Annotated in this window: 10 protein-coding genes; 5 read left to right on the top strand and 5 right to left on the bottom strand. The window is 57.7% G+C overall.

Annotated elements, in window-relative coordinates; all coding sequences use genetic code 11:
- Positions 1-46: 46 nt before the first annotated feature.
- A complete protein-coding gene (locus tag EV102420_RS06665) occupies positions 47-550 on the bottom strand; it encodes a YgjP-like metallopeptidase domain-containing protein (protein WP_042390237.1) in 504 nt (167 codons plus the stop codon).
- Between the two features lie 86 nt (positions 551-636).
- Between EV102420_RS06665 and rlmG the strand changes: the two genes are divergently transcribed.
- Complete coding sequence (gene rlmG / locus EV102420_RS06670) at positions 637-1,773, top strand: 23S rRNA (guanine(1835)-N(2))-methyltransferase RlmG (RefSeq protein WP_042390239.1); 1,137 nt, start codon at positions 637-639, stop codon at positions 1,771-1,773.
- Positions 1,774-1,839: 66 nt separating this feature from the next.
- Here the strand turns inward: rlmG and EV102420_RS06675 are convergent, their stop codons facing one another.
- Together EV102420_RS06675 and ygjG are read right to left on the bottom strand one after the other, a co-directional pair.
- Positions 1,840-3,858 carry an NADPH-dependent 2,4-dienoyl-CoA reductase gene (locus tag EV102420_RS06675; protein WP_042390240.1) on the bottom strand — a complete coding sequence of 673 codons (2,019 nt, stop codon included), beginning with the start codon at positions 3,856-3,858 and terminating at the stop codon, positions 1,840-1,842.
- A 148-nt stretch (positions 3,859-4,006) separates the two neighbouring features.
- Positions 4,007-5,386, bottom strand: a complete 1,380-nt coding sequence (gene ygjG / locus EV102420_RS06680; protein WP_042390684.1) for a putrescine aminotransferase — start codon at positions 5,384-5,386, stop codon at positions 4,007-4,009.
- A 433-nt stretch (positions 5,387-5,819) separates the two neighbouring features.
- On the opposite strand from ygjG, the gene EV102420_RS06685 reads away from it, so the two are divergent.
- Entirely contained in the window at positions 5,820-7,340 is a 1,521-nt protein-coding gene (locus tag EV102420_RS06685) for a methyl-accepting chemotaxis protein (RefSeq protein ID WP_042390241.1), read from the top strand.
- 254 nt (positions 7,341-7,594) lie between these two features.
- Positions 7,595-9,157 (top strand): methyl-accepting chemotaxis protein, encoded by a 1,563-nt coding sequence (locus EV102420_RS06690; protein ID WP_042390243.1) that lies wholly within the window; start codon positions 7,595-7,597, stop codon positions 9,155-9,157.
- Here EV102420_RS06690 and EV102420_RS06695 read toward each other — a convergent pair.
- On the bottom strand, positions 9,154-9,672 hold the full coding sequence (locus tag EV102420_RS06695) for a PadR family transcriptional regulator (protein WP_042390245.1): 519 nt from the start codon (positions 9,670-9,672) through the stop codon (positions 9,154-9,156). The two genes, EV102420_RS06690 and EV102420_RS06695, sit on opposite strands and share 4 nt — an antisense overlap.
- A gap of 170 nt (positions 9,673-9,842) precedes the next feature.
- Between EV102420_RS06695 and EV102420_RS06700 the strand changes: the two genes are divergently transcribed.
- Positions 9,843-10,613 carry a siderophore-interacting protein gene (locus tag EV102420_RS06700; protein ID WP_042390248.1) on the top strand — a complete coding sequence of 257 codons (771 nt, stop codon included), beginning with the start codon at positions 9,843-9,845 and terminating at the stop codon, positions 10,611-10,613.
- A 5-nt stretch (positions 10,614-10,618) separates the two neighbouring features.
- Here the strand turns inward: EV102420_RS06700 and EV102420_RS06705 are convergent, their stop codons facing one another.
- The gene (locus EV102420_RS06705; RefSeq protein WP_042390249.1) at positions 10,619-11,788 is read right to left on the bottom strand and encodes a J domain-containing protein; all 1,170 of its coding nucleotides are present in this window, start codon (positions 11,786-11,788) and stop codon (positions 10,619-10,621) included.
- 359 nt (positions 11,789-12,147) lie between these two features.
- Here EV102420_RS06705 and EV102420_RS06710 point away from each other — a divergent pair, with 359 nt between their 5' ends.
- Positions 12,148-12,579 carry a hypothetical protein gene (locus tag EV102420_RS06710; protein ID WP_042390250.1) on the top strand — a complete coding sequence of 144 codons (432 nt, stop codon included), beginning with the start codon at positions 12,148-12,150 and terminating at the stop codon, positions 12,577-12,579.
- The last annotated feature ends 17 nt before the right edge of the window (positions 12,580-12,596 follow it).

A 12,596-nucleotide genomic window follows, 5' to 3' on the forward strand; every position in this document is an offset into this window, starting at 1 on the left:
GGACAGTCTGCCCAATGTAGCATGTCAGAATGACAAAACGAGTGCGCTATTGCGCAAAATCGCTAAGGGAGCGGTGCGTCAGCCACAGGCGGGTGTCGAACTCCAGCTGATGGTACTGCGGCTCCATATGGCAGCACAGCTGGTAGAAGGCTTTATCGTGCTCCTTCTCCTTAAGATGCGCCAGCTCGTGGACGGCGATCATGCGCAAGAACGGCTCCGGCGCGCTGCGAAACACGGTGGCGATGCGGATCTCTGCCTTGGCCTTCAGCTTGCCGCCCTGTACCCGGGAGACGGCGGTATGCAGACCGAGGGCGTTCTTCAGGACGTGGATCTTATTGTCGTAGGCCACCTTGTTGATCGGCGGCGCGTTGCGCAGGAACTCGCTTTTCAGATCCTGAATATAGCTATAGAGCGCTTTGTCGGTAGTGACGCTGTGCTGGCCCGGGTAGCGCTTCTCTAGCACCTCGCCGAGGCGATTTTGCGCAATGAGCGACTGCACCTGGGCCAGTAGATTTTCCGGATAGCCCTGGAGATAGAGAAGATTGCTCATTATTGCCCCGCGATAACAGTTAAAAAAGGGTATACTCACGCCCCCGCTCAGGGGACAACACCGAATTTTACCATCCAGGAGGGCCGATGAGCCATTCAGACAACGGTTTCCGTTCACTAAACTTAAAGCGTTTTCCGGAAACGGACGACGTCAACCCGCTGCAGGCGTGGGAAGCGGCCGATGAGTATCTGCTGCAGCAGCTGGACGAAACCGAAATCAGCGGCCCGGTCCTGATTTTTAACGATACCTTTGGGGCGCTGGCCTGCGCGCTGGTGGAGCATACGCCTTTCAGCATCGGCGACTCCTACTTAAGCGAGCTGGCGACCCGGGAGAACCTGCGCCACAACGAGCTGGATGAGGGCAGCGTCACCTTCCTCGACAGCACCGCCGCCTATCCGGCCGCGCCTGGCGTCGTGCTGATCAAGATCCCAAAAACGCTGGCGCTGCTGGAGCAGCAGCTGCGCGCCCTGCGTCAGGTCGTGACGCCAGAGACGCGGATTATCGCTGGCACCAAGGCTCGCGATATCCACAACTCGACTCTGGAGCTGTTCGAGAAGATCCTCGGCCCGACCACCACCACGCTGGCGTGGAAAAAGGCGCGGCTGGTGAACTGTACCTTTAACGCCCCGGCGTTAAATGATGTGCAGGAGACCCTGAGCTGGAAGCTGGACGGTACGCCGTGGACTATTCATAACCACGCCAACGTCTTCTCCCGTACCGGGCTGGATATAGGCGCTCGCTTCTTCCTCCAGCACCTGCCGGAAAATCTGGAGGGGGAGATTGTCGATCTCGGCTGCGGTAACGGCGTGATTGGCCTGACCCTGCTGGAGAAGAACCCCGAGGCGCAGGTAGTGTTTGTTGATGAGTCGCCGATGGCAGTGGCCTCCAGCCGCCTGAACGTCGAGACCAACATGCCCGACGCGCAGGATCGCTGCGAGTTTATGATCAACAACGCGCTCTCCGGCGTAGAGCCATACCGCTTTAACGCGGTGTTCTGCAACCCGCCGTTCCACCAGAAGCACGCCCTGACGGATCATATCGCCTGGGAGATGTTCCACCACGCGCGTCGCTGCCTGAAAACCAACGGCGAGCTGTATATCGTGGCTAACCGCCACCTGGACTACTTCCATAAGCTGAAGAAGATCTTCGGCAACTGCACCACCGTTGCTACCAACAGCAAGTTTGTGGTGCTGAAGGCGGTGAAGCTGGCGCGCAGGCGTTAATTCCCATTCCGGCGGAGTGGTTTGTGGTTTTGTAGGCCCGGTAAGCGCAGCGCCACCGGGCGTATGTTAAATCGCTAACGCCAAGGTTGTTCCCTGGGCGATGGCGCGGCGGGCGTCCAGCTCCGTCGCCACGTCGCAACCGCCAATCAGATGCACCGTTTTTCCTGCCGCACGCAGCGGATCGGCCAGATCCCGGCGCGGCTCCTGACCGGCACAAAGCACGACGTGATCCACCGCCAACAGCTGCGGTTCGCCGTCGATCAGCACGTGCAGCCCCTCGTCGTCGATCTTCTGATAGCTCACCGCCGGGATCATCTTCACTCCACGCGACAGCAGCGTGGCGCGGTGGATCCAGCCGGTGGTTTTCCCCAGCCCCTCGCCGGGTTTACCTGGCTTACGCTGGAGCATCACAATCTGCCTCGGGCTTTTTGGCTGCAATGCCCCCTCGGGACGCAGGCCGCCAACCTGCCGTAAACTGGTATCGATTCCCCACTCAACGCAAAACTCGGCAATGTTTTGGCTGGACGGCTCTCCCGGCTGACTCAGGTACATGGCGGTATCGAAGCCGATGCCGCCGCAGCCGATAATCGCCACCTTCGCGCCCACCGGCACCTTATCACGCAGCACCGCCAGATACGTCAGCACCTTCGGGTGATCGATCCCCTCGATCGGCGGGATCCGTGGCTCGATGCCGCAGGCGAGGATCGTCTCGTCAAAGTCGATAAGATCCTCTGCGCCCACCAGCCGGTTGAGCTGCAAACGGATGCCGGTAATATCGATCATTCGCCGATAGTAGCGCAGGGTTTCGTAGAACTCCTCTTTGCCTGGGATCTGCTTGGCGATATTAAACTGGCCGCCGATCTCTGCCCCCGCATCGAACAGCGTCACCTGATGGCCGCGCTGGGCAGCGTTCACCGCAAAGGCCAGCCCCGCCGGACCTGCGCCGACCACCGCCAGCTTTTTCGCTGTTAATGCCGGAACGATCGGCATGATCGTCTCGTGACAGGCGCGGGGATTGACCAGGCAGGAGGTCACCTTGCCAGCGAAAATCCGATCGAGGCAGGCCTGGTTGCAGCCGATACAGGTGTTGATCTCCGCCTCACGGCCGCTCTGCGCCTTCGACAGGATCTCTGCATCGGCGAGAAAAGGGCGGGCCATCGAGACCATATCGGCATCGCCGCGCGCCAGCACTGCGTCGGCAACGCCGGGATCGTTAATTCGGTTAGTGGTGATTAGCGGCACCGAGACGTGCCCCTTCAGCTTGCGCGTCACCCAGCTAAAGGCGGCGCGTGGCACCGGCGTGGCGATGGTGGGAATGCGCGCCTCGTGCCAGCCAATCCCGGTATTGATGATGGTTGCGCCTGCGGCCTCCACAGCTTTTGCCAGCTGCACCGTCTCCTCGAACGTGCCGCCATCCTCGACTAAATCGAGCATCGACAGGCGGTAGATAATAATAAAATCGCTGCCTACGCGCTGGCGCACGGTACGCACCACTTCGGTAGCAAAACGCATCCGCCGGGTGTAATCGCCTCCCCACTCATCGTCGCGCTGGTTGGTACGGGCCGCGAGAAACTCGTTAATCAGATACCCCTCCGAACCCATAATCTCCACCCCATCGTAGCCCGCCTCGCGGGCAAGCAGGGCGCAGCGCGCAAAATCTTCGATCAGAGCCAGGATCTCATCATGGGTCAAGGCATGGGGGGTAAAGCGGTTAATAGGGGCTCGAATAGCCGAGGGGGCTACCAGCTGTGGCTGATAGCTATAGCGCCCGGTATGCAGGATCTGCAGGGCGATTTTACCGCCTTCCTGATGTACCGCTTCGGTGACCAACTGATGATGCGGCAGCTGGCTGGCATCGCACAGCGCCGCACCGCCCGCCATCGTCACCCCAGAAAGCGCTGGCGCCACGCCGCCGGTGACAATCAGCGCCACGCCGTGACGGGCGCGCTCGGCGTAAAAGGCGGCGAGGCGCTCAGGGCCATCGGGACGCTCTTCAAGGCCGGTATGCATCGAGCCCATCAGCACGCGGTTTTTCAGGGTGGTAAAGCCCAGATCGAGAGGGGCAAACAGCGACGAATAGCGCATTGTCTCTTCCAGTATAAAATTATTGTTATGTGGTCGGATGAGTTCTAATTTAGCCGTCGCAAGATAAAAGGGAAAAGGCGCGTGAAGCAGTTGTGATGGGATTCAAAGAATGGCGTTGGCCCCCATCCGTAAACGGGGACCAACGTAGTCAGGCTTTTTCAGTGGAGACGCTCAGGGCCGCCAGCGCCAGCCCGGCCGCTTTCAGCACCTGCTCGCACTGTTCAACCGTCAGGGTTAACGGCGGTTCGATACGAATGGTTTTAGCATTGTTCAGCGTGCCCGCTACCAGCACGCGCTGACGGAACATCTCGCTGGCAAAGTTGTATCCGCTCTCGTTATCGACAAACTCAATTGCCATCAACATCCCTTTGCCGCGCACGTCGTGCACCAGCTCCGGGTACTGACGCGCCAGCAGGCGGAAACCGTCCAGCAGCATGTCACCTTTCTGCTCGGCCTGCGCCGGGAGGTTCTCCTCCAACAGCACGTTGATGGTCGCCAGCGCTGCCGCACAGGCCAGCGGGTTACCGCCAAAGGTGGTGGTGTGCAGGAACGGGTTGTCGAACAGCACCGAGAAGACCTCCTCGGTCGCAATCGTCGCGCCGATAGGCATCACGCCGCCGCCGAGCGCCTTAGCAAGGCAGAGGATATCCGGCTGCACGTTCTCATGCTCGCAGGCGAACATCCTGCCGGTACGGCCCATGCCGGTCTGCACTTCATCAAAGATCAGCAGTGCGCCAAACTCATCGCACAGCTTACGAACGGCAGGGAGGTATCCCGTCGGCGGCAGGATCACACCGCCTTCACCCTGAATCGGCTCCAGGATCACCGCCGCCACGTCATCACCGGTTTTATGGCACTCGGAGAGCAGAGTGCGCATCGCCTCAATATCGCCAAAGGGAACATGGCGGAAGCCCGGCAGCAGCGGCATAAAGGGTTTACGGAAGGCGGATTTTGCCGTCGCGGAGAGCGCCCCGAGGGACTTGCCGTGGAATGCGCCGCTGGTGGCGACAAAGGTAAACTTCCCGCGCGGCGACTGATACGCCTTCGCCAGCTTGAGAGCCGCCTCAACGGACTCGGTGCCGCTATTGCTAAAGAAGCTGTACTTGAGTTTGCCCGGTGCCAGGGCAGCGAGAGTTTTTGCCAGCATGGCCCGGAGCGGATCGAGCAGCTCCTGGCTGTGAAGCGGTTGTTTCGCGAGTTGATTCTGTACGGCGGAAACCACAACTGGATTACGGTGCCCCACATTAAAAATACCAAATCCACCCAGGCAATCTAAAAACTCCTGTCCCTGGGTGTCGACAAGCGTATTGAGACTTCCTGCTTGCCACTCTACGGCTCCGTAATCCCCGCCAGCAGTAACAGACTTGCGGTACTCTAAAAATCCAGGGTTAACATGCTCTTTAAAGTAATCAATCACCTCTCGGTTAAGTTCTTTCATCTCCTCATGATCAAGCGTTCGCTTCTCAATGAGATTCAGGGCGTGTGCGCTACAGGCGAGGGCCGATGCGCTGGAAGGTAACCTGTTCAAAATGAGCTCCCGGGGATGGCGTATCACGCGATACTGCATAAATTATTGCAGGGATTACGCCACTTCGGCATGAGTAGCAAAAATCGGGATAAACGCCAGGTAAAAACAGCGCTGCACAAAATTTAATCATGCCAAATGATGTCCGCCATAGGTAACCCTTGGGCATTTTTCGAAGGATTTTGCAGGCTTACGGCACCGACTGCACCAGCGTAGTGCAGGACGTGCTACACAAACGGGCAGGGCGAATACGCCTTTGGAGGTAGTTTCATATCGAAAGTATTTGAAATCAATCTATTAGAAGGGCGTATAAAAAGTGCGGTTTAGTGATTTTTTGCGATCGCGATCGGTTTTAACAACTAAAGATAAATTTTTTACCGCCGAAAAATGATTAGTCTAAAAAATTAACATATAACACCTGCAAGGAATGCCCGCCATGTCCTCTCAACGCTATGTCACCCAGAACGAGTACGCCCTGGACGATGACACCACCCTGATGTCCACCACCGATCTGCAAAGCTACATGACCCATGCCAATGACACTTTTGTGCAGGTGAGCGGCTATACGCTTAACGAGCTCTTGGGTCAGCCGCACAATCTGGTGCGCCATCCAGATATGCCGAAAGCGGCCTTTGCCGACATGTGGTACACGCTCCAGCAGGGTGAGCCGTGGAGCGGCATTGTAAAAAACCGCCGTAAAAATGGCGATCACTACTGGGTGCGGGCTAACGCGGTGCCGGTGGTGCGTAACGGTCAGACCACGGGCTATATGTCGATCCGTAATCGGGCGACGCCGGACGAGATCGCTGCCGTTGAGCCGCTCTACAAGGCGCTGAATGAAGGACGCTGCAACCGGCGGATCCATAAGGGGCTGGTGGTACGTAAAAGCTGGCTCGGCAAGCTGCCGGCCATGCCGCTGCGCTGGCGGGTACGCGGCGTGATGGCGGTGCTGTTTGCGCTGATGGCGGCCTCGCTCACGTTAAGCCATGCCGGGTGGAGCGCAATAGCAGCCAGTGCGGTGGTAATGCTGCTGGGGACGTTGCTGTTTGAGCAGCAGATTGTCCGCCCGGTAGAGAATGTGGCGCGTCAGGCGCTGAAGGTTGCCACCGGCGAGCGTAACAGCGTGGAGCATCTCAACCGCAGCGACGAGCTAGGGCTCACCCTGCGCGCGGTCGGCCAGCTGGGCCTGATGTGCCGCTGGTTAATTCATGATATTTCTGGTCAGGTCGCCAGCGTGCGTAACGGCAGCGAACGCCTGGCCCAGGGCAATGAAGATCTTAACGACCGCACCCGCCAGACGGTCACCAACGTTCAGCAGACCGTGGCCACGATGAACCAGATGGCGGCGTCGGTACAGAGCAACTCTGAAACCGCCGCTGAGGTCGATAAACTGTCGATGGCGGCGAGCACAGCGGCGAGCGAAGGCGGAGAGGCGATGCAGACGGTAGTGAAAACCATGGATGATATTGCCGACAGCACGCAGCGTATCGGCTCTATCACCACACTTATCAATGACATCGCCTTCCAGACCAACATTCTGGCGCTCAACGCGGCGGTTGAAGCGGCTCGCGCCGGGGAGCAGGGCAAAGGCTTTGCCGTGGTGGCCGGGGAAGTTCGTCATCTGGCGAACCGCAGCGCCAACGCGGCGAACGATATCCGTAAGCTAATTGATGCCAGCGCCAGCAAGGTACAGTCCGGCGCGGATCAGGTTCACGCCGCTGGGCGTACCATGGATGACATCGTGGAGCAGGTGAAAAACGTGACGCGCCTGATTGCCCAGATCAGCCACTCTACCTCGGAGCAGGCGACGGGCTTGTCAGAGCTCACCCGGGCGGTGGCCGAGCTGGACGGCATTACGCAGAAAAATGCCGAGCTGGTCGAAGAGAGCGCGCAAATTTCGGCGATGGTTAAGCATCGCGCTAACCGTCTGGAAGATGCCGTTACCGTCCTGCATTAATTAGCGCCATTTATTCATGCCGCCCGGTTGAACACGATCGGGCGGCTTTTTTTTGCCATTGTGTAATCGATTTTTAATATATTTGTTAAATCGTGCTACTTACGCTCATATAACGATCGATGCTCTGTCATTAATAGCCTGCGCCTATTTATCAAAGGATATATCGTCTATAAAAGCGATCAAAGTCATAAAGTTAGCTGCTCCGTTACCGATAACGTGATCGTCTTAAAGATAATCATTTTGATGGAGTATATATGTTCTTACATGACGTAAAGATTGGGACAAAGTTATTTCTGGCATTCGGATTCTTTATTGTATTAATGGTAGCCAGCTCCTGCCTTTCACTATTTAGCCTGAGCCGTGCAAATAACGGCATGCAGACTATTGTGAACAGTGATTATCCCACCACGGTTAAAGCGAACCAGCTTATCGACAAGTTTCAGACCTTTGTCAGCACCCAGCAGCTGATGCTGCTGGATAGCGAAGGGAAGTGGAACGAGAGCATGCAGCAGCAGCTGACCGCCATCAGCGGTGAAATTACGGTGCTGCTGGATACCCTGACGAAACAGCTTGATGACCCCCAGGCGCAGAAGATCCTCACCGACCTGCGCGGCGTACGCCAGCAGTATCTTGACTCCCGCTTCCGCATTTTAGAGGCGGTGAAGGTTGGTAATCGGGAAGCCGCTGTTCAGGAGATGATGAACACCACCGTGCCTATCCAGAACGCCTATAAGCAGAAGGTGCTGGAGCTGATCGCAATTCAGGACGCGCGGATGCGCGAGGCGGGTAAGCAGGTCGACAGCGACTTCAACACCAACCGCCTGATGCTGATCCTGCTGGCGGGGGTCAGCATTGCTATCGCCGTGCTGATGGGCACCGTTATTGTGCGTGCCATTACCCGTCCGCTGGGGCAGGCGGTGGATCTGGCAGAGGCGATTGCCGCCGGGGATCTGACCCACTCGATTGAGGTGAAGCATCGCGACGAAACCGGCGTCCTGCTCAGCGCGCTGATGGCCATGAAGACCCGCCTGCTGGAGATTGTGCAGGAGGTGCAGTACGGCTCAGAGAATATCTCCAGCGCCGCCGCGCAGATCGTGGCCGGTAATCAGGATCTGGCGGCCCGCACCGAAGAGCAGGCCAGCTCCGTTGAGCAGACCGCTGCTTCTATGGAGCAGATCACCGCCACGGTGAAAAATACCGCCAGCCATACTACCGAAGCGACCCAGCTCTCCGCCGACGCGGCGACGGTGGTAAAAACCAACGGCGCGATGATGAAACAGGTGACGGAGAAGATGCGCGTCATCAACGATACCTCCAGCCGCATGTCCGACATCATCAACTTGATCGACGCCATCGCTTTCCAGACCAATATTCTGGCGCTCAACGCGGCGGTCGAAGCCGCACGTGCGGGCGAGCACGGACGTGGCTTTGCGGTGGTGGCCGGGGAGGTACGCCAGCTGGCGCAGAAAAGTGCCTCATCGGCGAATGATATTCGCCAGCTCATTGAGGACTCCACGACTCAGGCGCGGGAAGGGATGGCGCTGGTGGAAAAAGCGGGCAGGCTGATCAACGGCATGGTGAGCAACGTTGAAGAGATGGATACCATCCTGCGGCAAATTGGTCATGCCAGCCATGAGCAGACGGAAGGGATCTCGCAGATCAACAGCGCCATTGGCCTGATCGACGCCACCACCCAGCAGAACTCCAGCCTGGTGGAGGAGTCCGTGGCGGCAGCGGCGTCGCTGAACGAGCAGGCGCAGCACCTGAAAGCCCTGATCAAGATATTCCGCATTAGCCAGACAGAGGCGACCGCTTAATCCATCTGGGAGATCTCCAGCGCCGCCCGGTCGATCACGCCGATGATCTGTTTCAGCTGGGCGGGGCTGATCTCTTCATGGTTTACCTTCAGATCCAACACGGCCTTGAAGTTATCCAGGGCGCGTTTCATCTGCGGATTTTTACGCAGCTGGTGCCCGACGCCGCGCGCTTTGATCCGCGCCTGAATATGCACGAGATGCTCCTGGTTCTCCTCCAGCCACTGCTGGCCTGCCTCGGTAATGGCAATCTTTTTACGTCCGCTCTCCTCTTCGCTAATCTCAATAAACGCCTGCTCCTGCAGGAAGTCGAGGGTCGGATAGATCACGCCGGGGCTGGGGGTATAGTGGCCCTGGGTCAGGTTTTCGATCTCTTTAATCAGCTCATAGCCGTGGCTGGCGTTGCGGGTCAGGATATCTAACACCACCAGCCGCAGCTCGCCGTGGCCGAAGAAGCGCTGACGGCGTCCGCCGCCGTGGCCGTGATGAGGGTGGGGACGATCTTCAGCATGGTGCATGATTACAGCCTCTTTTTTTGATATATCTAAATTATGTCTAAAGTAAGTCTACATCCCGGAATTACTGCTTGTCTAACGCTATCAAAAAAATTCTTGCAATCTCTCTAAGTAGCAATCATTATCATTTAAAATTTATTTAGATATATCGTATTCAACCTGGGATGGCTAATATGACGAAACAAGATCGACGTTATCCGCAGCGCGTGCGCAATGAGCTGCGCTTCCGCGAACTGACGGTGCTGCGCGTGGAGCGCATCGGAGCAGGTTTCCAGCGTATCGTGCTGGGGGGAGAGGCGCTGGCGGGTTTTAGCAGCCGGGGCTTTGACGATCACACCAAGGTATTCTTCCCGCAGCCGGGCCAGCCGTTTGTGCCGCCGACGGTAACGGAAGAGGGCATCGTTTGGGGTGACGGCGTGCGTCCCGCCTCGCGCGACTACACCCCGCTCTACGACGAAGCCCGCCACGAGCTGAGCCTCGACTTTTTCATTCACGACGGCGGGGTCGCCAGCCGCTGGGCTGAAAATGCGCAGGTAGGGGATACCCTGACTATCGGCGGGCCACGCGGTTCGCTGGTGGTGCCGGAAGATTACGCCTGGCAGCTTTATGCCTGCGACGAGAGCGGCATGCCCGCGCTACGCCGCCGCCTGGAGACGCTGCGCCAGCTGGCGGAACGCCCGCAGGTGACGGCCATCGTGACCATCGGTGACGAACGCTATAAGGAGTATCTCGCCCATCTGGATGAGTTTGCCATTGAGTGGATTGTGGGTCATAGCGAAGAGGCGCTGGATCGGCGTCTGGCGCAGGTGAACGTCCCGCAGGACGATTACTATATCTGGCTAACCGGGGAAGGGAAGGTCGTGAAAAACGTCAGCCGCCGGTTTGAGACTGACGCTATCGATCCGCAGCTGGTGCGCGCTACCGCCTACTGGCACGATAAGTAACGGCGTCAGGCAACCGCGTCGTACTGCGCCTCGCTGACCTGCCGCTCCAGCGAGGTGCACACCTCCGCCAGGGCTTTCTCCTGCTGCACGAAGTACCCCTCCTGATCCTTTAAGGAAGAGACCAGCTGCCAGGCGCTCTCGCCCTCCAGCTTGCTAAGCTCCGCCAGCAGCCCGGCGATATGGGCCTTCACCTCCGCGATCCGTGCCCGCAGGCGGGTGAGATCGTTAAGCCTGTCGCTGGCCATCAGCGGCCCAAGCCCCTTTTGCAGGCGGGCGAAGAGCGAGCGAACGGCGGCAACGTCGCCGCGCTGCCGGGCCTGGTTAAGCTGGACCATCATGGCGTTGGCTTCATCTTTGAGATCGTCGTCCACCAGATCCGGATGGCACAGCTTGCTGGCCTGACGCCACAGTTTTTTCAGCTCCTGACGCTCGTCCTGGGAGAGCTTCTGCTCAAAGCTAAAGCGGGCCTGGGCATCGTGCTGCTGCTCCTGGTACTCTTCATACTCCTGACGTGCCTCGTCCCGCGCCTGGCGGGCGGGCTCCTCCTCGCGGATGAGTCCTTTTTCCAGCTCCTGGGCTTCGGCCAGCAGGGAGGCGATCAGTGCATTTTGCTGCTGGACGCGGCGGCGGGTATCTGCCGCCTGCGACGAGCTGGCGGGCAGGCTGCGCCAGCGCTGGGTCAGCGAAGCCAGTGCCTCAACGGCCTGAGCCATATACTGCTGGCAGCGCAGGTAGTCCGCCTCCCGACGCCGGGCCTCTGCCTGCTGCCTGCGCAGCGTGGCTTCCGCCAACGCCTGACGAAGACGCAGGATCTGCGCCATCATCGGCCCGAGACGCTTCATATAGCTATCGTTAAAGTCGTCGAGGATCTGAATGCGGGCGTTGCGTTTATCGATCAGCTCCCGCATCTGCTCTTCTAACGCCTTCAGCTCCAGCTTGCTGGCCGCCACCTGTGGATCGTGCCACTGTGTCACCGCGCGCTGGCTCTGTAGCCAGGCGGCGATAGCCTGTAACGCCGCGGAGTAGTTCTTCTGCTCCAGCGCTGCAACGATAAACGCCAGCTCAGGATCCTGAGCATTGCTTTGCAGCCAGCCAAGCTGGCTATGGATGATGATCTCATCCTCCAGCTCAATGGCATTCTTTATGATTTCAAGCCGTTTGATAGGTTTGTTCATGGCGTTTCGCTGTGCGCTTGGGTAGTTGGTTCAAGCGTAGTTGTGATTAAGAGAACAGGGAATAGTACCGTTTCGCTAGAGATTATCATTCGCCGCGGCAAAAATAGCATCAAAAATCGGGACGGCTTTTTCCTACGGCTCTTGTGTTGAGCGGTGTTTACTCCTCCGAGTTTGCATAAACATCCGCCGACGCGGCCACTCGGCAAAAAAAATGCGGCAGCCACGCGGCGAGAGAGGAGGGGCTTTGTTCCATAAGCAATGATTCTCTAAATTACTTTGCAGCGCACTAAATGGCGGTCATTTTCAGGCCAGGCTGCTGTAACGTAAAGAAGATTTGTTAGGACCAAGGATATCTTTGAATGGACAAAACCATACTGTTTTTAATAGGGACGCTACTGTTATGCAGTCACGCATTAGCCGGTGAATGTACGATAAAGGATGCCGAAGCCGCAGAGCAGGCCGTCGATCACCTTACCAGCTGGCAGGCATTGAATGACAACTTTACACGTTTCTATCAGTGCGATGAGGGCAGTATTGCGGAAGGGAATTCTGAAGCAGTTATCCGTCTATTGGTAGATAAATGGGAAGCGTTGCCTAAGCTGAGTGTGTTAACTAGACAGAATGCCGCTTTTGAAACGTGGGTACTCAGCCACATTGATTCAACGTTGGATTCAGGCGATCTGCAAACAGCCGTAAACCTTGCTACCTCTCAGTGTCCTGCGTCAGAAAGTGCGCTATGCCAGAAGATCGTAAAAGCTGCCCAAGCCGCTATTCATGAATCTAACTCATAAGCGTATTAAGCGTGATT

The organism is Pseudescherichia vulneris NBRC 102420, from assembly GCF_000759795.1.
In the GTDB taxonomy this organism is placed as follows: Bacteria; Pseudomonadota; Gammaproteobacteria; order Enterobacterales; family Enterobacteriaceae; genus Pseudescherichia; species Pseudescherichia vulneris.